At 68.1% G+C, this 26052-nt stretch carries 17 protein-coding genes; 16 read left to right on the plus strand and 1 reads right to left on the minus strand.

Annotated features, from left to right (window positions below; translation table 11 throughout):
• Nucleotides 1-321: 321 nt before the first annotated feature.
• The 12 genes from ACFY0U_RS19775 to ACFY0U_RS19830 all read left to right on the plus strand — a co-directional run bounded on the left by ACFY0U_RS19775 (nt 322) and on the right by ACFY0U_RS19830 (nt 21168).
• On the plus strand, nt 322-2205 hold the full coding sequence (locus ACFY0U_RS19775) for a GTPase (RefSeq protein ID WP_388637103.1): 1884 nt from the start codon (nt 322-324) through the stop codon (nt 2203-2205).
• Nucleotides 2202-3929: a GTPase domain-containing protein gene (locus tag ACFY0U_RS19780; RefSeq protein WP_120050371.1), complete on the plus strand. Its 1728-nt coding sequence runs from the start codon at nt 2202-2204 to the stop codon at nt 3927-3929. Before ACFY0U_RS19775 ends, ACFY0U_RS19780 begins: the two co-directional genes overlap by 4 nt.
• A gap of 815 nt (nt 3930-4744) precedes the next feature.
• Nucleotides 4745-5620, plus strand: coding sequence for a hypothetical protein (locus ACFY0U_RS19785; RefSeq protein WP_190080761.1), 876 nt, complete (start codon nt 4745-4747; stop codon nt 5618-5620).
• The gene (locus ACFY0U_RS19790) at nt 5617-6840 is read left to right on the plus strand and encodes a hypothetical protein (protein ID WP_388637106.1); all 1224 of its coding nucleotides are present in this window, start codon (nt 5617-5619) and stop codon (nt 6838-6840) included. The genes ACFY0U_RS19785 and ACFY0U_RS19790 overlap by 4 nt, the downstream gene beginning before the upstream one ends.
• Nucleotides 6837-8612: an Hsp70 family protein gene (locus ACFY0U_RS19795; protein ID WP_384524790.1), complete on the plus strand. Its 1776-nt coding sequence runs from the start codon at nt 6837-6839 to the stop codon at nt 8610-8612. The genes ACFY0U_RS19790 and ACFY0U_RS19795 overlap by 4 nt, the downstream gene beginning before the upstream one ends.
• A 1-nt stretch (nt 8613) precedes the next feature.
• Complete coding sequence (locus ACFY0U_RS19800) at nt 8614-9951, plus strand: hypothetical protein (protein ID WP_388637108.1); 1338 nt, start codon at nt 8614-8616, stop codon at nt 9949-9951.
• A gap of 601 nt (nt 9952-10552) precedes the next feature.
• A complete protein-coding gene (locus ACFY0U_RS19805) occupies nt 10553-11962 on the plus strand; it encodes a hypothetical protein (protein ID WP_388637112.1) in 1410 nt (469 codons plus the stop codon).
• Nucleotides 11959-14616, plus strand: a complete 2658-nt coding sequence (locus tag ACFY0U_RS19810; RefSeq protein ID WP_388637115.1) for a hypothetical protein — start codon at nt 11959-11961, stop codon at nt 14614-14616. The genes ACFY0U_RS19805 and ACFY0U_RS19810 overlap by 4 nt, the downstream gene beginning before the upstream one ends.
• A gap of 402 nt (nt 14617-15018) precedes the next feature.
• On the plus strand, nt 15019-17553 hold the full coding sequence (locus ACFY0U_RS19815; RefSeq protein WP_388637118.1) for a tetratricopeptide repeat protein: 2535 nt from the start codon (nt 15019-15021) through the stop codon (nt 17551-17553).
• A gap of 26 nt (nt 17554-17579) precedes the next feature.
• Nucleotides 17580-17888 (plus strand): hypothetical protein, encoded by a 309-nt coding sequence (locus tag ACFY0U_RS19820; RefSeq protein WP_388637121.1) that lies wholly within the window; start codon nt 17580-17582, stop codon nt 17886-17888.
• Nucleotides 17889-17957: 69 nt separating this feature from the next.
• Nucleotides 17958-18593, plus strand: a complete 636-nt coding sequence (grpE, locus tag ACFY0U_RS19825; RefSeq protein ID WP_388637124.1) for a nucleotide exchange factor GrpE — start codon at nt 17958-17960, stop codon at nt 18591-18593.
• Between the two features lie 73 nt (nt 18594-18666).
• Entirely contained in the window at nt 18667-21168 is a 2502-nt protein-coding gene (locus tag ACFY0U_RS19830; protein ID WP_388637127.1) for an Hsp70 family protein, read from the plus strand.
• A 9-nt stretch (nt 21169-21177) separates the two neighbouring features.
• Here the strand turns inward: ACFY0U_RS19830 and ACFY0U_RS19835 are convergent, their stop codons facing one another.
• Nucleotides 21178-21654 carry an ATP-binding protein gene (locus tag ACFY0U_RS19835; protein WP_388637130.1) on the minus strand — a complete coding sequence of 159 codons (477 nt, stop codon included), beginning with the start codon at nt 21652-21654 and terminating at the stop codon, nt 21178-21180.
• Nucleotides 21655-21901: 247 nt separating this feature from the next.
• On the opposite strand from ACFY0U_RS19835, the gene ACFY0U_RS19840 reads away from it, so the two are divergent.
• The 4 genes from ACFY0U_RS19840 (at nt 21902) to ACFY0U_RS19855 (ending at nt 25975) form a co-directional block, all read left to right on the plus strand.
• Nucleotides 21902-22714, plus strand: a complete 813-nt coding sequence (locus ACFY0U_RS19840) for a helix-turn-helix transcriptional regulator (RefSeq protein ID WP_356778687.1) — start codon at nt 21902-21904, stop codon at nt 22712-22714.
• Entirely contained in the window at nt 22711-22929 is a 219-nt protein-coding gene (locus ACFY0U_RS19845) for a DUF397 domain-containing protein (protein ID WP_388637133.1), read from the plus strand. Before ACFY0U_RS19840 ends, ACFY0U_RS19845 begins: the two co-directional genes overlap by 4 nt.
• A 149-nt stretch (nt 22930-23078) precedes the next feature.
• A complete protein-coding gene (locus ACFY0U_RS19850; RefSeq protein WP_388637136.1) occupies nt 23079-24812 on the plus strand; it encodes an N-6 DNA methylase in 1734 nt (577 codons plus the stop codon).
• Nucleotides 24813-24871: 59 nt separating this feature from the next.
• Nucleotides 24872-25975: a protein kinase gene (locus ACFY0U_RS19855; RefSeq protein WP_388637139.1), complete on the plus strand. Its 1104-nt coding sequence runs from the start codon at nt 24872-24874 to the stop codon at nt 25973-25975.
• Nucleotides 25976-26052: the final 77 nt, after the last annotated feature.

Raw genomic sequence — 26052 nt, forward strand, 5'->3', positions numbered from 1 at the left:
AACCGGGAACCTCCCCGGCCGGGCAGGCCCGGCACCGCAAGTACCGCACTTCATACGGCCTAACATGACGCTGGCACGACACCCTTCGAGGGGACAGGTGCGCTTCAAGGGGGGCGATTGACGAGCAAGAACAGGCACGGCTGGAGTCCTGCCGCTCGGGACCAGTTGCGCGGTCCCGAACCGCCTTGCGATAACCCCTCTCCCGCGCATGCGGAGGCAGTCGCTGCCTGCCGAGCGACCCTGGCAAGGGTTCACCGGCTGTCTCGGGACGGGGCCTCGGCAGAGAAGACGACTAGGCAGTTTGTCGACTTCCTTATGTCAGTGGAGGTCACCGACGCACCGCCAGTCGGCGCGCCGATGAGGATCGTCCTGATGGGGCGGACGATGGCCGGCAAGAGTACCCTCCTTGCGGCGCTCACCGGCGGGTCTGTGGAGCGGATTGGGGACGGCCGGCAGCGGTACTCGCGCGACGTCTTCGCGGCCCCGGCGGTGGACCTGCACGACGTTGAGATCGTCGACACCCCTGGAGTGGGTGCCAGGGACAGTATGGATGACGTCGCCCAAGCGATGGCTGAGGTCCCCGGTGCCGACCTCGTGCTGTGGGTTGCGAGCAACGATTCCTTTCAGGAGGAGACTGCACAGGAGCTACGTGCCGTGGCATCGCGCGGTAAGCCTGTCGTTGTGGCATTGAACTGCCGCAAACCACTCGTGGACGATCTGGACCACGAGGAGTTCCTGGAGGAACCGGATTCAGTCTTCGCCGAGCACGAGGGTCACTTCAAGATGATCCGTTCCCATCTATCCGCTGCCGCCGTACGCCCCGTCGCCGAGGTAATGCTCCATGCCGAGGCCGCCCGCCAGGCGCGGGCGGCCGGCGACTACGGTGCCGACCTTTGGGAAGCGAGCCGCCTTAGCGCCCTGCTCGCCGTCCTGGAACAGGAAAGCCGCAAGCGCCGCACCGCCCGGCGGGTACTGCGCGAGGCCGACGAGGTTCGCTCGCAGGCACAGGCGTTGAGCGAAGCTCTCGCCGCTGTGGAGCGGGAGACCCGAGAGATCGTCGATGTCGGCCGGAGGATGCGCGAAGACCAGGAACGACGGACCGTACGCCTGGTCGATGCCTGCATGCAGAGGATGGAGGACGACGTTGTTCGCCTCGTCGGCCGACGGCAGGGGTGGCCCCAGAACGTCACTGACTTCGGCCCGCAGATCGTCGAGCAATGGGACACGGAACAGGCCGCTTTGGTCGCCGAACTCGACGAGAGGCTGGAAGCACGGCTCAGCAACCTCGCGCGAGCGATCGAGGAAGCGTCTGTCGCCGTCGAGCACGAATGGACGACGGCTGTCCGCCCGCACCTTAAGGTCAGCGGAATGCGTGACTTCAGGGGGCTGTGGAAGCAGAAAGCAGCCGGGGTTGTGGTTGGGGCAGGCGGAGCGCTCGCCTCCATGGCGCTTGGCGCGTACGTGGGTTCTTTGGCAGGTCCAGCCGGCACAGTCGTCGGCGCCGTCGTCATGAGCCTCGGTTCGTTCCTCGTCACTCCGGTGCGCAAGAAGGTCCAGTCACTTTTCACGAGCAGAGCGGAAATCTTGGAGGCGAACCGCGATCTGCTGCGGACCGAGATCAGCAAGGTCCTCAATGAGCTGGAGGCCCAGGTGCTGGCCGAGGTGTCTGGGACCATCGCGCGGGTTCTGGAGACACTCACCACTTCCCACGTGCGACGCGCAGAGGCCGAGGCCGCCGCGTTGGTCGTGGCCGACCTTCTGGCTAGTCAGCAGCAGGTGATTGACTCCGCGGTCTCCACCCTCGACCACGAGACAGTCCGCTGCCTGCTGCGCGTAGACGGCCGGCCTCGCCTAGCTGCGTCCGTTGGGAAGGCGACCCGGCTTCCCGGGGTCTGCATCTTGGTCGAGGTGCCTGATGAGGCTCTAGCAGATACACGGCTGTTCCCGCCGTCCTCGCCCGAATTCCTGGCCTTCGGGCGCACACCGTCACCTGACCTGCCGGGCGCGTCCGCGATGTCATACGTCCTCGGCCTGACCGAAGGGGTACCGGCCTTCATTCGCTGTCGCCCCGACGGCACCATCGTTACCACCACTGCTCCAGCGCCAAACCAGGTACTGGAGGCATGGTCCGCAACCCTGTCTGACCACCTGGGCACCCCGGTGAAGATTGTCCGATCAAGCGCACCGAGGAGCGTGCCAACGTGAATGACCTTCTGTATCACTCCGCCCCCGCGGTGACGCGCGACCTCTCGGAGCGGCTCGTCGAGCTGATCCGAAACCTTCGACCCGATGATGCGTCGAGGCTCCAGCGGATGCTGGCAGTGGATGAACACCATCGTCCCCAGATGGTCCTCACCGGGCAGTACAGCAGCGGCAAGTCGACCTTGATCGAGGCACTCACGGATGGCAAGTATCAGGTTCCGAGGGGCTCGGCGGTCACGACGGACAGGGTCGAGGTCTTCAACTGGGACGGCATGGTCGACCTGGTCGACACCCCGGGCGTGCAGGCGGGCCGGCCGGAGCACGACGAACGCGCGGAGGAGGCTCTGCGCTCCGCAGATCTTGTGTTGTTCACCGTCACTGTTGACTTGTTCGATGATCGCTTGGTCGAACACCTGCGGCACGTCACCGAGGATCTGCGAAAGGCGCCGCAGTTGCTTGTGGTGCTCACCAAGTGCCGCAGCCTTCGCGCGGCCGAAGGAGTGCGGGAGGCCGAGGTCCGTGAAGCTCTCGGCAGCTTCGCCGACCAGGTGCCATGGGTCGAGTGCGACGCCAAAACCTACCTGGAAGCGCTAGAGGTGGACCCGTCGCGGGCCGCCCGCCGCATCGCGGCGTCCCGGATGGACAAGGTCACGGACGCGATCAACCGGATCGCGCGGGCCCGCGGCGACTTGGCCAGCTTCCGTGTGGCGCTCCAGCGGGTCGCCCTCGTCGCGGGCGAGGCACTCGCCGCGCTCACAGACGACCCCGACGAGGAAGCAGTCTTGACTGTCCTCGCACGCCAGCGCAGTGCGCTCACAACGCGCCGCGGGCTCTTGGACTCGGCCCTCGAACGGCAGGCAACCGAGTTCCGCACAGCGTGTATCCGGGCAGCCGAGCACCTCGCCGACACGGTGGAGTCGATCCAGGAGTCGCCGAACCGCGACTGGTCTAGGGTCGACGCCGCCTCCGTGACTCTGAACGACGAGCTGAGCTCGGCGAACCAGAGGTTCCTGGACGGGGTACGCGCCGTCCTGGCCTCTCAGCTTGCCGACTTGACCTCCGAGGTACGGGAGATCGAGGCGTCGCCGTACGCCCGCCAGTTGCTCGCCCTTGATGTCCAAGGGGACATCGAGACGCAGAACATCCCGGTAGACCCAGGCCTGGCACGCCAGCCAGGTCGGAAGCAACCCCGCGTCCCAGCCTGGGGTCCGAAGTCGATCGAGCATCTGAAGGCCTTCCAGAAAGTCTGGGGCGCAGGCGACGGCATTAAGAAGTCGGCAGGCAGCGCGGGGCACAAGATCGTCTACAAGGCTGGAAAGCTCGTCGACATCAAGTTCAAGCCGTACCAGGCCGTGCGCTGGGCGAACAACATCGGAAAGGTTGCCAAAATCGGCGGCGCTGTACTCCCTGTTGCCCTTGAAGCCTATGCGGTCGTCAAAGAGGAGCGTCAGGAGGTGCATGCTGCAAAGGAAAAGATGCGCCGCCGGAACGCCCTGGTCGGCCGCGTCCTTGCGCAGTGCGATGACATCTCGAGCAAGACGCTTATCCAGGTGCGTCTTGAACTCGACGACGAGTTCGGCAAGGCGCTCCGCGCGATCGACGAGGTGAACCGGTCAGTTCGCGACGCTAGGGCTTTCCGTACCGACCTGGACCGCAAAATCAGCGCGATCCAGATCGAAGCCCAGTCAATGCTCGATCAACTCGGAGCGCCCGCGCTGGAGGCGTGAGAGTCGAAACGGGGCCTGATCACTGTTCCCGAACGGACGGCCGAGATCCTCGGCCGGTACATAATCCGGACATTGCGCCAGTCAGCTGGCTCAGACCCGAATCCTCAGGTGCTGCCTGCTGCTCTGTCTCGGTGTCGGCTGCGGGCTCGCCGTTGAGGATCTTGTGTACGTTCAGGGGCGGGACATCCTCGCGGGCCCCACCGGCCGGGCACTGGTCAAGGTGCACGGGCGCCGTCCGCGCACTGTCGTATGCCGGTAGGCCTACGAGAAACTGCTGCTGGCGGAAGCCGCCCACATCCCGGCAGACGCGTACGCCTTCCGGCCGGACTGGCAGGACCGCACCAGCAAGCACATCGCATCGGACTGGCTGGCCAGGTACCCGCGGATCATCGGCCGTTGCGACGGTGCAGGGGCCTCGCACCGGCATCTACGCCCACACAAACGCGACATGACAGCCCATCACAGGTCGGTCTCACTCAACCGGCGACCTCGCAAAGTTCGTGCGCTCGGACTAGCCTTCCGAAGGTGTAGGGGACGCGGATCAGCAAGTGACAGGGGGGTACGTGGGGTTCTGGCACACCGGCTACATGGAGTTCCATGAGCCGACCGGACTCGAATCGGCCGGACCGCCAGCCCCGCCAAAGCCCCCTCGGTTTCCCTGCGCTGAGTGTGGACTCGTCTTCTCGTCCGAGCGCACCCGCCGAGCACACCGCTTCGACGGTCATGCGACCAAGCGGCCGATCCTCCTCTTCAGGGGACGAGAGTGCGGGCGCACGCGCTTGATGGTCACGAGCTCCAGCAGCTCCGCCGATTGGGTGACATCGGATGTCGAATCCATCACCGTCAACGGCCGCGAAACCTCCACATCTGAAGCCGCCGGCTTCCTCGCGTCGGTGAAGGTCGGCGTCCAGACAGTGGCCGTCTCCAATGGCCCGCTGGAGCGGACGTTTGAGTTCGATTTCTGCCTTGCCGAGGAAGAGGACCTCTGCCTCGTCGACCAGGCCTTGGAGAAGCTCATCTCCAGCCGCGAGTTGAGTCTCAACGCAATCGACACCTTCATCATGCGTGCCGGCCGCGGGGTGACGGCCCGCCGTTACCGCGAAGGTGTGGCGGCATACCTGTACGGCGTACTCGCGCGTGAAGCGGTTGAGGACCCCGGCCGGGTAGATGCGTCGGGCGCGACGATCTACGAGCAGCGGTACAACAGTGCGGTCTCTCTGCTGTCGACCTTCGACCGCCCCGCAGCGGAGGCGATCTGCGGGTTGGTCGCGTTGCACTACAACCAGTTCGAACTTGCGGTGCGCAAGACCAACAGCCACCGTGTCTCCGATGTCGCGGCGCGGTTCCGATCCCTCCTCGCAGGCGGCGCATTCGTCACGACAAGCCTGGCCGACCGGTCGCACGGAAGCTTCGATCGGGCCTTGAGCGATTCCGTTACCGAGGACCTCCTGGACCTCGGTGCGACGGCTTTGGACGGGACACAGTCATCCATGGTCACCCAGCTACTGCCCTCGCTGGGCGAGCTCCGGCCCCAGGACCAATTCAAGGTCCGACTCATCGCGGCTGAGGCGCTGCTCGCTGTGGGAGACATCGATGGTGCATCACGACACGGCGAGGCGCTCAGGCACTCCAAGGAGACCGGCGCCTGGTACGCAGGATTTCGGACCCGATTGCAAGAGGTAGGACGTTGAGCAACGAGACCATTCCAGAGCCCGGCGCGGAGTCGGGGCCGAGCGACCCCGCATCGGCTACCGCTACCGGCGATGGCACCGGCTCGGCCGCGCCTACTGACAATGCGTCAGCGGCACCCGCTGCGGAGAAGGGGTCACAGCGGGCCAAGTCCAAGACGAAACCCAAGCCGATCATTACCTCGATCGAGGAGTTGCTGACGTTCGCCTACGAGTCGAACGCTCGACTGCTTGAGATCTCGAGGGAGGACCTCAAGAAGCTGGCGATTACCGATGAGGGCATCGCGTCACAGAGTGCGCTGGTCGAGTCTCTCGCGCCGACAGACCCAACGTTGTCGGCCCCGTTCAAGCTGCTTCAGTACGCGGCGCGCCAAGGGGTCCCGCTCAAGCGCGCCGAGGACGGTGGCCTCGCACCGGCGTTGAACCGGCTCGTTGACCTCGCGGTAGTCGCACTGGGCCACAGCCCGGTGTTCGGGGGCAGGGTGGACCAGCTGGTCGATCCCCGCAAGGATCCGCAGCTCTCGATCGAACACGTGCGTGCCGCGGCTCAGCGGGTCGCCGACGAACTTGGAGCGGCCCCGAAGCAGTTCAAAGCCGCAGGCAGTGAGCGCCTCGTCAGGCATGCGATCGCGTGCTACGGACTCCTCCGCGCACTCCAACGTGAGTGGACCCTGGATCAGTTCATCGATGCGTCGTACGACTCCCTCTGGAGGTACGAGGCCCCGGAGGCAGCAGGGCTGGAGCGAGCCGCCAGCCAGGTCGGGGCAAGCAGCGATCACAAGGTGCTCGGGATCGTCGGCGCGAACTACCTCGCCCGGATCGCCCGCTTGGAACGGCAGGTCACACATCTCGAGAGTGAGGCTGCCGCTGCTCGGAATCGTGAGACTCGGCTCCGCAATGAGCTTTCGACCGTCGAGGAGCGTGAGCAATCTGCGCTGGCTCGCGCCGACGCGTTCTCTGCCGACGTGGTGCGACTGCAGAAGGAGCTCGCGGCCGAGCGCGATAACAGAGTGGTCGACAAGAGCCATATGGCGGACGACTACGAAACGCTGCGAACGCGCATCATCCGGCGTCTCGGGGGGGAGATCGATCTGCTTACCGATGGTCTGCACGCACTCCGGAACGGTGCGCCCGACGTCGCGGAGGAGTTCCTCGACCGTTCTCTGCTTGCCCTCACGCGTGAGGTCGAGCAGCTGAAGGACGCGGCTGGAGGCTTCGCGTGATCGTCGGGTTCGACTTCGGAACGACCAATAGCCTTGTTTCGGTGGTAGTTGGTGACCGCGTGATCGACGTGATGGACGTCGAGACTGGCCGGCCACATCCCTCGATCGTCCGGTACGAGGGCGAGCAGGTAGTCGTCGGCCGCGATGCCAAGGACGCGTTGGGTGCCGCGGGCATTGGGGTGCACGGCAACACGGTGAAATCGCCGAAGTTCCTCCTCGGCGAGGAGGCGATCGCAGTCGGAGGCGTCGACCGGAGCCCTGTGGACATCGTTGCGGACGTCGTGCGGCACGTCCGGTCGGAGTCCCTGCGCAGTCCGCAGCGGAAGGTGCTCGGCAGCCTCGACAACGCTGTGGTCACGATCCCCGTGACCATGAATGGGCACCGCCGCGCGGCGCTGCGAGAGGCGTTCGCCGGGGCCGGGATGCGTATAGCCCAGTTCGTCCACGAGCCGCTCGCCGCCCTGTACGGATTCATCCGGGGAGCAACCGACCCAGAAGAGATGGCACGGCGGCTTGCACGACGAAACGTCCTGGTTGTCGACTGGGGCGGCGGAACGCTGGACCTGACTCTCTGCCGAGTCGACGAAGACCAGGTTCGACAACTTCGTAACGGTGGCTCGACCCAGGTCGGCGGCGACGAGTTCGACAAGGTAATTCGCGACGAGGTCGTGAAGCGCGCTCGGGCTCGCGGAAGTGCCACTGACGACGACCTTGCGATCCCTGAGGCCGAGCTCCGGCTCCTCCAGGACGCGGAGCGCAACAAGATCGAGCTCTCGGCTGACCGTGTTGACGTGACGTTCTACCGGCCAAGTTACTTCCAATCAGGTGCCACGTTGCAGTACCGGCTCACTCGTCAGGAGCTGGAGGAGATCACGCGGCCGCTCGTGACGGCAGGTATTGATGAGATCGAGTCGCTGCTCGGCAGCTTGTCGATGGCGCCCGGGCAGGTCTCGCTGGTCGTAGTGGTCGGTGGCATGGCGGCCATGCCCGCGATTCGGAGCCGGCTGCACGAGCTGTTCGGTCCGGACCGAGTTGAGGTGCCGACGAACTGTGCCACGTTGATCTCACAAGGAGCTGCGTGGATCGCGCATGACAGGCAGAGGCTCCGACTGGCAAAGCCCATCGAACTCGAGCTCGCCCGTGGGTCGTTGATGCCACTCCTCGCTGCGGGCACTGAAATGCCTCTCGGTGGAGACGTCAAGCACGAAACCCTCCACCTGTACTGCGCGGATCCGACGGATGGGAAGGCGAAATTTCCGATCGCCACTCCGACCGCGTTGTCATCACACCCGCAGGCGAGCGAGCGGCGAACGTCGCTGGGAATGATCACACTCGGCGTCGACGAGACCGCGCCGCCACTGCACGAGCGCCTCGAGCTGAAGGTCGTTCTCGACGACGACTTGGTGTTGTCGGTCGAGGCGTCATCAAGCCAGAAGCACGATCGAGTCACGGCGTCGTACTACGACCTGGAGTTCGGTCTTGGCCTCCCGGCTTCCGCTATGCCCGGAGGTGCAGCCGCGCACCCAAAAGCACCTGAGGAGTCCGTGGTCGTGCCACAGGCGGGACTGGTCGTCCGTGCGAATGTGGCGAGGGACAAGGACCAGGCGACCGTTCCCGGCGACGTGCTGTATCGGCACAATTCAAGGGCCTTCACCCGGCACGTGCGCGACGGTGCGACAGAGGCCCAGTTGCGGGAACACCTTTACTACAAGCCGTGTGCCGCCTGCAAGCGCCAGTGGGGGCACCCGGAGTGTCGATGCGGAACGGCGTGACATGGCGAGCGCCAAGGCACTCGTGCGAGTGCTTGACCACGGAACGGAAGTCGAGTCTGGAGTCCGCCGTCCGATTCGTCTGACTCCCGATGGATACGCGGGCGTCGCGTATGCGGGCTCCGTCTACCCACTCCGGCAGGGTGATCTGATCGACTTGGACGGAACGAGCTGGGAACTCGCGGACTGCGATCGGTTCCTGTTTATCGGAGCAGAGGTTCCGTACGCTCCCATTACCGGTAAACCGCTGGAGAAGACCAGCGGTGTCGACATCGAGTGGCACCTCGAATCCAACCAGTACGGGCATACCGTCGTCTTCAACGCGTCGGAGCACGTTGCCAGCAGCTTGGTGTCAGCGCTTGAGGACGCGGGTCTCAGCATCCAGCGCTGGGACGTCAGCCATCGTCCAGCAGATAACGGCACCTTCTACGACTGGTTCGCGCGCCTTCGGTTCAAGGGCAGCCAGGCCGAAGCACTTGCGCTCGTCGGGGATGTCATCGCACCGCCGTCGTCTCTCGCGCCGACGGTGCCAGTCACGAATCCGACCACAGCTCGCCTTGCTGATGCCGAGGCTCGGATCGAGGAGCTGCTCAACCAACTGTACGTCGCGACATGCAAGGGCGAGGCGGCTGAGCGTGAGGTCGCGCAGCTCCGTCACGATCTTGCGAACGCGGAAGCGAGCGAGCATCGATACCGAGAATCCGTTGCCCTCGCAGAACGCCGTCATTCAGATCTGCAAGAGCAACTCGCCGTGCTTCGACAAGGCCTGGGAGGCATGGCTGACACGGCGGAACTGGTGAAGAACCTCGTTGACGCCGAGGAACTTCGAGAACTCGCTCTTGCCGAGAACTCCTTGCTGCTGGAGCGTGTGCGAGCGGCCGACTCGGAAGCGGCAGAAAGCGGAGCACGCGCTGACAACTTGGCGGTGCAGGTAGACGCACTCCTTGGGAGAGTGTCAGAACTTGAGGGCCTGGAGACGGAACGACTTCGCGCCGCGACCGCGCAACGGCCTCGGCGCGGGGGTGCCATTGACTTCCTGCCTCGGGCGTTCAGCCGCCTCGAGTTCGTTCTCGATGCAGTCGATGTGATCGCCAACCTCGACTCGCCAGCGTCCACGATGAAAGCACTTGCTGAAATCGACTCTGGGCGCCTTGCCGGGAATGAACTTTCGGAAATGCGTGGCTGGTTTGAGGTGACGGAATTGGCGACGGGCATCGCGGGAAGCGAGCGACTTGGCCGCATCTACTACAAGCCGGACGGTCAAAGAGTGCTTGTCAGTGTGCACATCGAACAGGACGAAAAAGAACAGAGACAGCACATCGAGAGGCTGCGAGCCTTCTGACCCCGGTTACCGGCGCCTGAGGCAGGCCTCGATGTCAGAGCGTTCGAGGCGCAGTTCCTTGGCGTCGGGCCTCGCGGCCCACGGCCCCAGATCGGCGATAATAGGCGGCGCACTCCGGAGCAGGACCAGTGCCGTCCCGATGGCGCCGCACCAACTCGGCCAGACCCCATGTGCTCTGGGAACTCGCAGCCGCCCTGGTGGGGAGAACACGGGGGGAGTCCTGTGATGCGCTGTCTGTCGGCGCTGCCCCAGGGGGTTGGTACAGCGGGCGCCTGCGCCAGCGCCACACTTAACCCGGGCGTTGCGGAAAGTCCAGTCGTGGACCGCCTTGAGGGTGGATCGGGCGTGTCCTGGCGCCTTCCATAATCCAGTCGACCGTACTGGCCTCTCGTCCGAAATCAGCACCTACCCTGAAGCAGGGTCAGGTAGTTTCTGCCGATGCAACGCTCCGGCAGCCGACAAGGAGTGGCAAGTGACAGCGGATGTCCGTGGGCCGGCATGGGCACTCGAGGGATTGGGCTTGCGGTCCGGGCGCTATCCCCTGGCGGTGGAGGGCCCGGTGATGCGGGCGGTGGACCGGTTGGTTCCTGGAGTGTCCACGGTGACCCGCTACATCCGTTACCACTCGCTGTATGCGGCGATCGCGGCGCACGCGGAACGGAAGGCGTGGGACATCACCGCGTGTCGCCGGGCGGTCCGCCGCAGCGAGGTCCTGCTGGCGGCGCTCCAGCACCACAGGGAGACGGATCCGGCGTGGCTTGCCCACGGGGTCGATGGGGTGCGGCGTTTCTGCACAGAGGAACTGGAACTCGCGCGAGCCGCCGACGAGGAGCAGCTGAGCCAGTCGTACTCACCCCGCCGCTGGGGCTTTTGGGACCAGTACGGCGGACCCGCCACGGTGCTCGGCACGGTGGACGTCCGGGACGGAGTGCTCAGACCCGGCCGGCATCCGTGCCCTCCCGCGGTCAAGGAGCTGTTCGCCCCTCTGCTGTCTCTCGCGGAGCGGGACGTCGTGTCCTTCGCCGACCTGGAGACAGCGGGGCAGGCGGCTCTTGGTGTCCCGTGTCCGGCCGAGCGGGAATGGCTGACGGACGTCCTGACCGCAACCCGTGGCGGAGGTACCGACGCGCACGGGGACTGGGAGGCGTCCGACCGTACTCGGCGTGCGACCCTCCGTATCCTCGGCCGGGCTATCGATCTCCACGGTCATGAGGGCGACGGGTATCAGGAGACGCTGCGCTCCGCGGTGGCCTTCGGTGGCGAGGCGACAACGGATCCCGTTCTGGCGGCGATTCCCGAGACGGCCGGTTGGCGGGGAGTGCTGCTGCGCCATTACTCCGTCGGCGCCTGGCGTCGGCTGTGGGCGGCGCTGGTGGCCGATGTGGGCTCCAAGGTCGGCGAGGCCGACCGGACGGCCGAGGAACTGCGCGACTGGCTGGCGCAACAGGCCCCGGACGCGAATGTACGGCGGGTCCTGGACGACCTGCCTCCGCTCAAGGACGCGGCAGGTCAGTTGTTGCCGGCCGAACGGCAACTCCTGACGCAGGGTGCCGATGCCCCGATGACCAATGTGCTGCTCCTGATGGTGGGTGCGCTGCGCTCCCGGGAGGGTCATCTGCCGGACGACGTACGGGCCGTCTTCCTGGGCCGTCAGCGGCGCTGGGCCGAGTTCCTCGACCCGACGTGGGTCGACGGCCTCATCGACGACTACGCCGACCGGCCGGTCCGCGACCTGGCCGCGCGGCTGGTGGACGACATGCTCGCCCAGTCCCGCAGAGTCGCCCTCGCGAAGCTGCGCACCGACCCCGCGACCGGCGGGCTGAAGATCTTCTCCCGTCTGCACCTTCGCAACGAGCGCTATTTCAAGACCGGTGACGAAGGAGACTCCGACATCGGCACCCGCATCCCCCAACTGGGCTCTTTGGCGGCGCAGCTGGGGCTTTTCGCCGTCCGCGACAATTGCCACACCGTCACCGCGGAGGGACGGCGAATCCTGGAGACAAACCCATGAGCGCGGCACAGCACACCCGGTTCGCATCTCCCGTCACGCTGCTGAGGGATTGGAGCGAACGCAGCGATCAGCAGGCGCTGCACGAAGCGCTCTTCCTCGGTTTCACAGTTGATCTTCCCTTCCTGGAGAAGGTCGCCATACCCGTCGCCCGTGGTCTGGGTGCCCGCACCGCGGTGATCGGTGATGCGGCCCAAGGGCTGTACGACCCGGTGGATGTGCGCATGGCCGGCCGCAGTTATCTGCACGGCCTAGCCTCCTGCCGGCGTGCGTTCCATCCCAAGGTCGTCCTTCTGATCGGAGAACACGCCTGCCGGCTCGCGGTGGGTTCGGGGAACCCGACGCTGTCCGGCTGGGGCGCCAACGACGAGCTGTGGACGGTGGTGGAGACCGAGGACGACGACTCCCACGCCCTCCTGGCCGACCTCGCCGACTGGTTGGACGCACTGCCCTCCGCCGTGGAACTGGCCCCCTGGTCGGCGAGTCATCTGGCGGAACTGGCTGCCCTTCTGACGGAACGGCATGTCAACACCCCGGCCGGACCGGAATCCGGTGCCCGGCTTCTGCACAATCTCCAGGAGAGTCTGTTGGACCAACTGCCGCTCGGTCCTGTCGACGAACTGCACGCGTACGCCCCGTTCGTCGACGAGGCCAGTCATGCCCTCAGCGAGCTGGTCGGCCGTCTGACACCCCGCCGCACCATCCTCGGGCTCCAGCCTCGCTGGTCCAGCTATGACGCCGGAGCGATCAAGAGGGCACTCGGCGGCTTCGACGCGCAGATCCGTTTTCTCGAGGAGACTCGGATGCGGCACGGCAAGTTCGTCGAGTGGCAGGCCGGCGGCCGCCGATACGCTCTCACCGGGAGCCCGAATCTGACCCGCGCCGCGCTGTGCACCAGCACCCGGGACGGCGGCAACTGCGAGCTCGCCGTACTCGCCGCCGACACCGCGCCGCTGCTTCCCGAACAGGGGCGCGTCACCTCACTCGCGAGCCTGACGGGCCGCACCATCCGGCCCTTCCAGTCCACCGGTCACACGCTCGTCCTGCTGGGCGCGAAGGCGGACAGCGAAGGCCTGCACGTCTCTCTGGCGCACCCCCAGCCCCTGCCCGTGGTGATCAGCACGTCTCCGGACGGTTCACCGGGTTCCTGGACACGGACCGGAACCATTCCGGCGGGGGCGGCGGCCTGCTCCATCCCGCTGCCCGAGGTTCCTGGTGCGGCGGTTCGCGCCACGTGCGCTCGTCCTGACGGCACCACTGCCGAATCCGCCGTCGTCTTCGTCTACAGCCCCGTGCACTGCGCACGGCGCCACAGCGCCGACAGCGGTCCCCGGCTGAGATACGACTACACGGTGCAGACCCTGTTCGCCGACGAGCGTGCCGCACGCCGTTTCGAAGCCGATCTGCTGCGCCTGCGCGAACTCACCGCCGGAACGTCCGCTCCCCGGGTGAGCCCGGCGGGAGAGACGACAGCGGGCTCGGTGACATCGAGCGGCGTCGACCGCTGGGACGCCTACCTCGCCGACTGCCGCCGGATGATCGGGGCACCGTTGACGGATCTGGCGTTCGGCACCTCGCCGCTCGACCTGCCGCAGGCACCGTCGTCGCGGTGGATCGTGTCGGCGGTCACTCTTGGCGTGCGCGAGGAGGACGACGAAGAGCACGAGGACGAGACGGAGGAGGTGGACCTCCCCACCACGAGCGTGCCGGTCGCCCCGTACGTCGCGCCGGAGCAGCGTGCCCGTTTCCGCGCCTGGGCCCAGCGCTGGGTCGCGGCGCTCACGGGCCCTGACGATTCAGCCGCAGCACCGGTTCCGGTCCGGCTGCTCGTGGCCGGCCTGTACGTCCAGCTCCTGGCCGCCGGAGTCTGGGACGAGCAGGACCAGAGCTGGCGCGACGGGCTCAGCCGCCTCCTCGAAGCACTCGGTTCCGAAGACCTGACGGCCGAGGCGGACCACGATGATCCGCCCGAGACCCGGCGACGGCTGGACGCGGTGGCGGCCGTGGTGATGACACTGCTCGCCCAGGACGCCACCTTCACCGGCGGCGCCGAGCACGACGTACTGGCGGCCCGCACCTGGCACGGCAGCAAGACGATGATCGCGCGTGCCGAGCCCGCCGAGGCGGAGGACCTGATGATCCCGCCGGAGCGGGCGCTCGCCCGCGTCGCGCCCTGGAGCGAGGTGGACGGACTCATCGCGCTGGCGCAGGAGGACGACCCCTACGCGGAGGCGATCGAGGGGCTCACCGCGGCTGGCTGGTCGGTCGTGTGCGAGGACGGGCTCTGGGAGATCACGGGCTCCTTCGGCAATCCGCTTCCGGTCGTGGCCAAGGCCGCCGAACGACTCGGGCGGCACCACGCCGACGGCGTGCTTGTACGGGCCCGCAGCAAGAACCGCTGGGCCTTCATGGCATGGGCGGACCCCTACCTGATCCTGCTGAATCCCCCGGCACGCGTCTGGCGCACCTACCAGGTACGACTCCCCGCCACACCGGAATCACGGTTCAGCGGCGGCGACCTTTCCGCGGTACCCGGCCGCGTCGGTTCCCCGGCCCCGCTGCAGAAGGGCCCGCCGGAAGCTCTCAGGAAGATTCTCGCCGAAGCAGGCCTCAGTTACCCGGATTTGGTCAGTCGCCTGTTCACACTCGACACGTGACGGGGAGGGAAGCGATCAGTGCCGTGACGCCACCGGTGACGGACCGTCGAGCGGCTGATTTCCCTCGGTCGACCTCGTCCCACCGTCACGCCGCTGCGCAAGGCGGGCAGGCGCGATCGCACTCCGCCGCCCGTACCGCTCGCCACTGCGCCGTCGGAACTCGTGCCGGTCGGCGCTTGTCTCAGCCAGCGAGATCTCTCACCGGTGCCCGACATCGCCTCGGCGGGCCATCTGCGGACTGATGGAAGTCCGGGCCGAAGTGGGCCTTTTCCAGACGGAGTTGATGCGGCAGTTGTTCGAGGACGCCACCTGAGACTCTATGCTGCACAGGCATATGCAGAGTCAACAGGGGGCCTTGGGCGACGGCGTCCGTGCCGACGGCAAAACCGGAGGGGAACGGTGGTGTCACACTCCGCGCCGAACGAGGGCGGGGTAAACGGGGGAACGGCCGAGAGGCCATCCGCTGCGTTCGAGCGGGCCGTTGCCGCCTACGCCCACGGAAACTTCGCGCTTGCCGTCAGCCATCTGCGGCTGTTGGAACGCGACGCCGACACCGGCCACGCGGTGATCGACGCCCGCCACGCTGCCTTGCGCGGGGCACTCGCGGCTCGCGCCGGCAACTGGACGGAGTGCTGTGACTGGTACATCCGGTCGCTGGTTCCTTCAGGAACCGTCGGTGCCCGTCCGCCCGAGTCGACCGAGCCCTGCCACAACGACGACTGCACCTCACCTGCCGACAACCGGTGTGGCCAGTGCTCCCGCTGGTTCTGCGCGGCGCACGGCGCCGAAAGCATGGACGAGGTCTCCCGCTGCGGCCCGTGCCTCGATGTGGCAGTGCACAACCTGGTGCATGCGGCGATTCTGGCCGACCGTGTCAAGGCCGCCGCAGAGGCGCTCGCTCCATGGGCCGGCGCTGCGAACTCGGCCACAGCGCAGGCACTGCTGGCGTGCCTCGCCCCGGAACATACCGTGGGCTTCGGTGAACAGACCGACGTGCTCGAGGCGTTCGCTCCGGAGCGGCGCAAGGCGCTTGCGCTGTTCCGCGCGTCCGTGACGCTCGCCGGCGTGGACCTGGAACGGCTGAGTGCCCCGGTGCCTGACACGGCGTCCTCGTCGTTCCCGGCGCGGTACGGGTGGCTGCGCCCCTGGAGAGCCCGGGGGCTGAGCCGTGCGGGTCGGTACGCCGAGGCGTGGCAGGTCCGGTACGAGGACTGGCTGGCGAGACCGGTCGACACCGTGGTCGTGCACGCCCTGGCCGTCGAGGCTCTCCGGGTCTTCGCGGACGACACCGAGACGGACAGCCGGAGGCGTCTGGCGTCCGTACGGCAGGCCATGGCCTGCTGGGCGATGGTTCTGCACTCCGCCTCTTACTGGCAGGAACTGGCACGGCGCTCCGGGCACCCATGGACGCCCGCCGAGCGGAAGGACGCCTCGGACCAGGTCGCCGAGCGTATCCGCCAGGTCCTGCGGGACGACGACAGGGCTGCGGAACGGCCGGTGGTGGACAGCCTGGAGCTGGCCTGGGGTGTCGAGCTCGCCGCTGCCCGTTGCCTGGCCGGGGTCCTGGCCACGACGGACTGCGGATGGCCCGTTCAAGCCGGCGGCGACCTCGCTTTCGGCCCCGGCTTCCTCGACCTCCTGCGGTCGGCCGGAGCCCCATGGAAGGCCCTGGCCGAGGAGGTCGACGGCTGGGTGTCGGACGCGGGCCGCTCGGGTGCGGCGAGCGGCGATCGGCTCCGTGATCTGATGTCACCCGAGGGGCGCTACACGGTGCTCCTGGAGACCGGCAGGTTCGACCAGGTCATCGCCGCACTCGAGGCCGGGACGGCGACGGAACCCCGGGCCCCGGGGGACGCCGGCCCTCCGCACGGCCCGCAGCGCGTCCTCGGCGCGGCACTGGTCGCTCGGGCGCTCGACCATCTGAAGGCCAAGCGCTGGTCCGACGCAGTACGGGACTTCGAGGACGCGGCGAGCGCTGGCGCCTCGCTCACCCTCCACGAGGAGGAGATCGGTCGGGCAGGCCGGCAGGCCGGACTCGCTCTGGTGCAGAACCGTGTCAGGCCGGACTGGCAGGCGTATACCGGCCTTCTCCAGCGCGCCCTCGACCTGGCACCGGAAGACGAGGAACTGAAGCGGAACCTGGCTGTCGGGTGCGTGCACCTGGGCCGGCAGGCCCAGCAGCAGGGGGACCAGGACAGGGCACGTGCCCGCTTCGCTCAGGCGTACGAGCTGGATCCTTCGAACGAATCCGTCGTCGCAGCGCTGAACGAATCCGACACCCGGTGGGCCGAAGACCTCCTCCAGAAACAGCCCGTGTCCGTGCTCACACGTGCCATCACGGAGCTGCGCAGGATCCTTGACCGCGACGCGACCCTCCGGCCCGTCCGCAAGGCCTTGGCAACGGCTCTGTACGAGCGCTCCCTCGATGTGGCCCTGACCGGCGCCCGCGCCGAGGCCATGGGTCTGATGAGGGAGGCCCGCGGCCTCCTGGAGCCGGGCTCGGACGACTGGGCTCCGGGGCGGGGGCCGAAGGAGGCCGTCGCGAACGGCCTCTGCGAACGAGCGTTTCCGGTCGACGTGTCCGACGAGGACGAGCTGCGGCACGCGCTTGACGTGATCGCCGTCGCCCGCACCTACGAAGTCCTCCCGGGTGTCGCCGACGAACAGGCCGCGCTCCTGGCCCACCTCGTAGGACTGTTGTGCCGGAACGAGGACTACGACGAGGCCATACGGTTCGTCCGCCGGTGCCCACGAGACGCCGAGGACCGGAGCGGATTCGACAGGGCCGTCGCCGAGGCCTACGCCGGACGCGCCCGACGACGCCTCTCCGAGGGCGACACCGCCGCCGCCCACGCCGACGTACGGGCGGTTCGCAAGTACGACCCGACGCATCCGCTGGCTCTTTTCGGGCCGGGTGATGCCGATCAGCTGTGGTGAGGGGACGACACGGGGTGACCATGTCCATGTTCGGCAATTCTCCGTACGAGGTACTGGGTCTGGAGGTCGGCGCGTCCAGGGCCGACGTCCTGGCCGCCTACCAACAGTGCTCGAAGGCGGCCCGGCGCGATCGTGAACTGCGCGACCGCCTCTCCCGGGCGCGCAACGCCCTCTCCCGCCCCGGAGAACGTCGGGTGGCGGAGCTGCTGACACCGCTGCCCGGCGCACTGCCGTCCGATGCGAGCGGTGCGCTGCTCGCCGAGGCCCGTCGGCACATGTCCCGAGTCGCCCCCCTGATGCCCAACCCGGCGAGCTTCGCCCCGCCGTCCGACTGACGCCCCACGACCGCTCGGTCATCCGCCTCTATACGCCTCACGCCCCTTCAAACGTTCCGGGAGCCCGCGTTGACCGCACCGTCCTCCGCACAGCCCGACTCCGACTCCGAGCGTCTGATCGCGCAACTGCGCAGACGTTGCGAGGCGTTGGAGCGGCGACGTGCCCAGTACGAGGATGAACTGGCCCGGAAGGACGCCGAGAGGGAGACGTCGCTCCGCCGCCTGCTCACCGGCCTGCTCGACGTCGACGACGCGCTCGCGGAGTCCCTGTTCTGGTCGGCACACCGGCACTCCACGGTGCCGCATCACGCCGCCGCGGACCTGATGAGTCTGACGGAACAGGTGTCCGCCGCGCACAGGCTGCTGCGCCGCCAGTTGCTGGCCGCCGATGTCAGGCCGATGGACCTCGTGCACCAGCGCGCCGAACCCGGGATCGCACGGGTCGTGGGTGCCCGACCCACATCCAGACACCCCGCCGACCTGGTACTGGAGGAACGCGTACCAGGCTTCTACCTGGGGCAGCAGGTGCTGCGGACAGCCGAGGTCGTGGTCGCCGTCCCCGGCTCCGACCGTGACATCGGCCCTGGCCCGGAACCGTCTCAGGAACCGGTGAAGGAGCAGGAGCAGCCCGGCCGGTCGACGACGGCACGACGGCAGCCTCGGCGGCTGCCGCGGCACAAGCGCCGTACTCGCCGCCGTTCCTGACCCTCCCGCTGCGGAATCCCTTCCACTGCCCGGTACCGCACAGCCCGCCCACTCCAAGAACAGGAAGCCTGAAGTGCACAGGACACTCGGAATCGACCTCGGCACCACCAATTCGGTCATGGCCTGGATCAAGGACGGCGAACCGGAGGTCATCGCGACCGCACCGGAGGAGAGCGGGACTCCGTCGGTCGTGGGCCTCTCCGGGGACGGAACCCTCCTGGTCGGGCGGGAGGCACTGAACTGGCTGGAGCGGGACGCCTCGCGGGTGATCGCCACGGTCAAGCGCCTCATGGGCCGCCAGTTCAAGGACCCGAAGGTGCGGCAGGCCGTCCTCCGTATGGGACAGGGCGGTCCGGAGATCACCGAGGGGCCGGACGGCGGAATCCTGATCAGACTCGGAGACCACGACTACACCCCGGTCCAGATCTCCGCGATCATCCTCAGGCGGCTCAAGCGGGACGCGGAGGAACGCCTTGGTACGGAGTTCACCCGCGCCGTGATAACCGCGCCCGCGTACTTCGGCGAACGGCAGATCGCGGCCACCCGTGAGGCGGGCAGACTGGCCGGGTTCCACGTGGTACGAGTGCTCATGGAACCCACGTCGGCAGCGCTCGCGCACGGCCTCGGACGCGCTCATGATGCCGACCAGGCAACCGTCCTCGTCTACGACCTCGGCGGTGGCACCTTCGACGTCTCGATCCTGACGCTGATGCCCGGGTTCGTCGATGTGCTCGGCGTGGGCGGGGACAACCTGCTCGGCGGTACGGACTTCGACGGCAGCCTGGCCGATCACCTGCAGGGACTCCTCAACGAGCGCAGCCCCGGACACGAACCCCTGCCGGGTGACGCCTCAAAGATCCGGAAGGCCGCGGAGCACGCCAAGATCCGCCTGTCGGCGGCGTCCTCGACCGAGGTGATCGTGTCTCCGCTCGGCGAGTCGGGCGCCGTCCTCTCGGAGACCGTCGACCGGAAGCACTTCGAGAACCTGATCGCCGAGCGGATCGAGGAGACCGTCGACCTGACCCGGCGGACCGTGACGGAGGCGTCCCTGCTACCGGAGGACATCAACCAGGTCCTCCTGGTCGGTGGCTCGAGCGCCATCCCCCTGGTGGCGGAACGACTGGCGGAGCTCTTCGGCCGCGAGAAACTGCGCACGGACGTGGACCCGATGACGTGCGTCGCGCTCGGTGCGGCCGTCCAGTCGGCGCTCGTCGACACCCTCGACTGCCCCGACTGCCGCGCGACCTGCCCGTTGGACGCCGACACCTGTTCCGACTGCGCCACCCCGCTCGTCGGCACTCCGACGGTCGAATGCCCGGCCTGCCACGTCCCTGCGCCCGAGAACACCGGCTCGTGCCCCGTCTGCGCGTCGGACCTCTCCGCGCTCTCGGCCCAGCGGCCCGCACCGCCCGCCCCGTCCGTCTGCGGTGAGTGCGGAGAGGAGAACGGTCCAGACGCGATGGAATGCGACCTGTGCGGGGCGAAACTGCGCGACAGCGGCGGTCTGAAATGCCCGAGCTGCGCATTCGTGAACCAGCCGGGCCTCGCCTGGTGCTCACTCTGCAACGCGGAGCTGCCCGTCGCGGCCCCGTCCGATGTGACCCCTCGTCCCATCGGCGTCCGTACCAGCGACGGCAGTCTGGTGGTTCTGGTCGAGGCGGGCACCCGCTACCCGACAGAGCAGCCGATCCGGCACGATTTCCAGCTCACCGCCAATCCCGGGGACATGCTGGAGATCGCCCTGCACGAGGGAGACCTCCAGCCTGCGGAGCGCAACGACCTCTGCGGCGTCTCCATGTACGAACTGCCCGAGGGAAGCACGGGCACCAAAGCCCTCACCATCGCCGTGCACCTGGACGGGGACCGCTCGATCCGGCTGGAGACCCGGCTCGACGGATCCTCGTTCACCCCGGCCGTCTTCCGACGCAACCCGCTGCCCCCGGAGTTCCGCAGGCGGGCGCGGGAGACACACGGACGGTTCCAGACGTTCCTCGCCAACTGGCGTCATGAGCTCACCCCGGCGGAATCCGCGGTCCTGGCAGAGACGGCGACCGCCCTGGAGCAGGTCGTCAGGGGCGAGGCTCCCGGGCGTTCCCTGGACACGCTCCTGGAAGACGCGGATGTCCTGTTGGAACGTCAGCAGAGCGTGCGCTGGGCCACGGCTCTCGCCTACCGCTACCCGCATCACGTGGCCGAGCTGATGCCGGACGAGGACCTTGAGGCGATGCTGCGCCACCGCAGCGCGCTGAAGTCGATGCGCGAGGCGGCGGACTTCGACCGCGGACACAAGATCGCCGAGGAGGTGCTGAGCATCCGGCGCCGCCTCGGCGAGGACCTGTACAAGGTGATGAGCGCTCTGGCGTTCGCCTCGCACAACGGGGTCAACGCCGCGTTGCAGCAACGCATCCAGCAGACCGGCGACATGCTGACCGAGGCGGCTCGGCAAGGAGACCTCGCCCGGGTGGACGCGGCCAAGTCCCGGATCACCGACCTCTACGCGGACATGCGCCGGGAGCAGGCGGAGTTCCGGGCGCCGGAGCGCAGGACCGTGCGTCCGGAGAAGCCGGCCCGCTGACCCGCCGGCTCAGCGCATCGCCGTTCCGCTCCGTCGTGGAGTCAGCTCCGCCCACACGGTCTTCCCGAGTGCGGCGGGGCGCAGGTCGGTGCCCCAGCGGGTCGCCAGCCGGGCCACGGGCAGCAGCCCCCGGCCGGACTCCGCATCGCCGGGCACTTCAGGAACGGACCGGGGCGGCACCCGCTCGGTGCGGGTGTCCGTCACCTCGACGCGGAGGGTGTCGCTGGTTGCCGTCAGCCGGAGGTGGAAGTCCCGGCCGGGCACGTGGCCGTGCCGCACGGCGTTGGCGACGAGTTCGGCCGCGATGAGGGTGAGGGTCTCGTTCGCTGCGGAGTCGTAGACGTATCCCCACTGGTCCAGCCGATGCGAGACCAGACGGCGGGCGAGACGGGCACCGCGCGGTGTGGAGGTGAAACACATGGCGAACTCGTGGAGGGCAGCCGGGGGTTGGGGCGTCGGCGCGATGGCGGTGTCGGAGGATTCCATGGCGGCGAGCCTGCCGGAGGCCACACGGCGCTGACCAGCTACGGGGCCTGTACGGGGCTGGTCTGTACAGATCGTCGCGATGGACGTACAGGCAGGGGCAAGTCCTCGTACGGGGGAACTCGCGAACGTTCAGGTCCGACTCTTTCGCCACCGCGCGTAGCGTGCCCTTCGCGCTGCGTGCGGTGGCCTCACCGTGTACAGCCGCGTGTCAGAGCCGTGGGCGGACAGGTTGTCGGAGGTGGCGGGCATGGCGGAGCAGGACGACGGGGCGGGCTTCCTGCGGTGCTTCGGGCAGCAGTTGAAGCTGCTTCGGGAGCGGGCTGGGCTGACCCGGGCCGAGTTGGGCTCCCGGCTCGGTTACGGGGAGGACCAGATCACGTCGGTCGAGCTCGGCCGACGCATCCCCAAGCCCGAGCTGATCGACAGGGCGGACGAGGTGCTGAACGCGGGCGGCGTCCTGCGGGCGATGAAGGAGGAGGTGGCGCGGGCGCGTTATCCGGCATTCTTCCGAGATGCAGCGCGGCTGGAAGCCGAGGCGGTCGAGCTTCAGACGTACGACACCCATGTGGTCAACGGCCTGTTGCAGACCGAGGAGTACACGCGGGCGCTGCTGACCATGCGTCGGCCCCTCCTGAACGAGGAGACGATCGAGCAGCGGGTCGCGGCGCGTCTGGCCCGCCAGGAGATCTTCAACAAGTGGCCCGCGCCCCTGTTCAGTTTCGTCATGGAGGAGTCCGTACTGCTACGGCGGCTCGGCGGAGCCTCGGTGCTGCGGGGGCAGTTGGAGCAGATCCTCCTCATCGGCCAGAAACGGAACGTCGAGGTGCAGGTGATGCCGCTCGACCGGGAGGACAACGCCGGTGTGGACGGCGGGTTCACGTTGTTCACACGCAAGGGAGGGGAGCAGATCGGTTACACGGAGGCGCAAGGACGTAGCACACTGGTGACCGATCGCGAAGAGGTCCGCGCACTCGCCGCACGCTATGGGATCATCCGTGCGCAGGCCCTCACCCCGTGTGAGTCGCTGGCCTACATCGAGAAGTTGCTGGGGGAGCTATGAACACCCGAAGGATCACTGCCGTCGCTCAGGATCTGCGGTGGTTCAAGAGCAGTTACAGCGGCGCTGAGGGCGGCCAGTGCGTGGAAGTGGCGACTTCGCCAGGAACCGTCCACGTCCGGGACTCGAAGGCGGTCACCGGCCCCGCACTCACCATGGACCGCACCGCATGGACGGCCTTCATCGGCTTCGCCGCGTGCCTCGACAGCGAGGGTTGACCCTCTCACTCGTCGGCTGACTGTTTGTCCCCTTGAGGTGGGGGTTCCTCGCTCCCTGGATTCCGAAATGTGCAGGAATGTCGCCTCGCTGTTAGCGGTGTTAACGCAGGCATCTTGTCTATGTCCTCTGAGGTGTGTACGGTCCCGTCATGGCCGCCGACGAATCCGCTCCCGCGGCGGTCGTCACGGCTGCCGAGATCGCCCGCCTCGCCGGGGTGACCCGCGCCGCCGTCTCTAACTGGCGCCGCCGCCACCCCGACTTCCCGCGCTCCGCTGCCGGCACCGCCACCAGCCCCCTCTTCGCGCTCACGGAAGTCCAGCAGTGGCTGGACCAACAGGGGAAGGGCCGGGAAACCTCCGCTGAGGTCGACCTGTGGCACGAACTGCGCGCTCAGTACGGCGACGACCTGCCCACCGCACTCGGCGCGGTCGGCGCGCAGTTGCTCGGAACCGCCGTCGAGCAGCCGCTGGCCGAGCCCGCCGCGGCTGCCCTCGCCACCTTGTCCGCAGAGCGTGGCGCACACGCCCTCTACGCCGACCTTGTCGAGCGCTGTATCGCCTCCACCACCCGCAGCGGCGGTGAGCCGATGACCACCCTCGCGCTGGAGCGGATCGTCGCGGCGTTCGCCGGGCCGGCCGACGATGCAGCCGGAGCATCGGACCGCACCATCGGCACGGTCTACGACCCGGCGTGCGGCATCGGGACACTGCTGCTCACCGCCGTCCCGGGTGCCCACCGGTACGGCCAGGAACTCAATCCGGCGACCGCCGCCATTGCCGAGTTCCGCGCCCGTCTCGACGGCAGGGCGGCCACCGTGGCCTGTGGAGACTCGCTGCGCAAAGACGCCTTCCCCGACCTCCGCGCCGATCTGGTCGTCTGCGATCCCCCGGTGGGCGTGGCCGACTGGGGGCGGGACGACCTGCTGCTCGACCCCCGCTGGGAGCTGGGCGTACCCCCGCGCTCGGAGAGCGAACTCGCCTGGGTCCAGCACTGCTACGCCCACACCGCCCCCGGCGGCCGGGCGCTGCTGGTGCTGCCCTCGTCCGTCGCCTACCGCAAGGCCGGTCGCCGTATTCGGGCCGAACTGGTCCGCCGAGGACTGCTGGCCTCCGTGGTGGCACTGCCGCCCGGTCTGATGTCCAGCCACTCCCAGCCCGTGCACCTGTGGATCCTGCGGCGACCGGCCCAGGGCGACCCCGCCCCGACACACATCCGCATGATCGACCTCAGCACTGCCGACCCGGACCGCATCGGCATCGGCATCGGCATGAAAGGCTGCGCACCGACGCCGGAGCAGATCGCGGACGTTCCGCCCGTCGACATCCTGGACGACGACGTCGACCTGAGCCCCAGCCGCTACATCACCCCCCATCACGGCGACTACCCCGTCGAGTACGCCGCCCTGCGCGACCGCATCCGGAGCCTCGCCCAGGACCTGCTCGACCTGCTCCCCGAGCTCCCTGCCGGCCCCGGCCGCATCGAGGCCGCGCCGATGGGACTCGGCGATCTCGTCCGGGGCGGTCTGGTCGACCTGGACGGCACCGAGCCGACCTCCCGGACCGACCAGCTCGACACCGACTACCTGCGCGGTTTCCTGCGTAGCGCCGCCAACACCCGCCGCAGCACCACCGCCAGTGGCACCCTCCGCCTGAACGCCTCGGGTGCGCAGGTTCCGCAGATGGACATCGAGCGCCAGCGGGAGTACGGCGAGGCCTTCCGGCGTCTGGCCGCCTTCGAGGAACTGCTGAGCGAGGCCGCCGCCATCGGCGACCGGGTCGGTGCACTCGCGTACGACGGGCTGACCAACGGTGCCCTGCTACCGCCTTCGGCCGCCAGTGCCTCTTCGGGGAAGAGCGAGTCCCAGGAGGCGCAGGAGCAGTGAACCGACCCGCTGATAACCTCGCTCTCGTCCAGCCAGGTCAGGACAGTACGGGGGCAAAGGTGCTGCAGCCGCTCAGAGCGGGCGACCCGACGACGGTCGGGAACTTCCGACTGGTCGGCCGACTGGGGCAGGGCGCGATGGGTGTCGTGTACCTGGGCTACCGTTCGACCCGCCCGGTCGCGGTGAAGGTCGTCAGGCCGCTGCTAGCGGAGGACGAGTACTTCCGCAAGCGCTTCGCCCTGGAACTTGAGGCGATCCGCCGCGTCGGCGGCTTCCACACCGCCGCTCTGGTGGACGCCGACCCGCAAGCGGCGACGCCGTGGATCGCGACCCAGTACATCAACGCACCCTCCCTGCTGGAGCTGGTGGAGCAGCACGGCCCGGTCAGCGAGCTGGGTGCGTGGTGGCTGGCAGCGGGTCTCGCGGACGCCCTGATGCACATCCACTCGGTCCGTTTACTGCACCGGGACCTCAAGCCCGGCAACGTCCTGGTCGCTACGGACGGCGTCCGGGTCATAGACTTCGGCATCTCCCACGTCAGCGGCGGCACCGGCCTGACCACGGCGAGCGCGGCCCTCGGCACCCTCTCCTACATGGCACCGGAACAGGCAGCGGACTCCCGTAGAGCCAGCGAGGCGTCGGACGTCTACAGCCTCGGCGCGACGCTGGCGCACGCGGCGACCGGCCACGTCCCCTTCTACGCACAGATGCCGGCACAGCGGACGCTGGACATCCAGCCCGACCTGACCGGCCTCCCGCCCGCGCTGCTCGACCTGGTCACCCACACACTGGCCTTCGACGCCGAGGACCGGCCGACGGCACAGAACGTGCTGGAGGAGGCGATGGGCCGCCTGCTCGACTTCGGCGTGCCGACGGAGGCGCAGGCGTACCCGCCGCTGCCGGAGGCGTTCCTCGCAGCGGTGCTGGAGCGGCAGGCCACACCGGTCGAGGCACCGGATGCCGTACCGGATCCCGATGCCGCGGCGGACGCCGAGCCGGACGGCGTTCCGGACATCGCCCCCGAGCCGATGCCCGAGGCCGCGCCCTTCCGCAGGCCCGCGGAGCCGCTCGATCACGGGCCCCGGCCGGACGCCATGCCGGACCGCTGGGCCGCACGATGGCGCAGCCGTATCGAGGACCGCCGCGGCGACTACGGCGGCTGACCCTGTCAAACCCGCGCACAAACCACAAACGCCCAGTGCTTGAACGGCACAGCGGCAGAGCAGCAATCGAAGGAGAC

It is taken from the genome of Streptomyces sp. NPDC001536 (assembly GCF_042894505.1).
GTDB lineage: Bacteria > Actinomycetota > Actinomycetes > Streptomycetales > Streptomycetaceae > Streptomyces.

What these genes read in the sequence shown, in the direction of transcription:
- ACFY0U_RS19840 (WP_356778687.1), top strand. Translation starts at nt 21,902, where the DNA reads ATGGCGGAGCAGGACGACGGGGCGGGCTTCCTGCGGTGCTTCGGGCAG.
- ACFY0U_RS19800 (WP_388637108.1), top strand. Translation starts at nt 8,614, where the DNA reads ATGGCGAGCGCCAAGGCACTCGTGCGAGTGCTTGACCACGGAACGGAA.
- ACFY0U_RS19845 (WP_388637133.1), top strand. Translation starts at nt 22,711, where the DNA reads ATGAACACCCGAAGGATCACTGCCGTCGCTCAGGATCTGCGGTGGTTC.
- ACFY0U_RS19820 (WP_388637121.1), top strand. Translation starts at nt 17,580, where the DNA reads ATGTTCGGCAATTCTCCGTACGAGGTACTGGGTCTGGAGGTCGGCGCG.
- ACFY0U_RS19810 (WP_388637115.1), top strand. Translation starts at nt 11,959, where the DNA reads ATGAGCGCGGCACAGCACACCCGGTTCGCATCTCCCGTCACGCTGCTG.
- ACFY0U_RS19850 (WP_388637136.1), top strand. Translation starts at nt 23,079, where the DNA reads ATGGCCGCCGACGAATCCGCTCCCGCGGCGGTCGTCACGGCTGCCGAG.
- ACFY0U_RS19835 (WP_388637130.1), bottom strand. Translation starts at nt 21,654, where the DNA reads ATGGAATCCTCCGACACCGCCATCGCGCCGACGCCCCAACCCCCGGCT.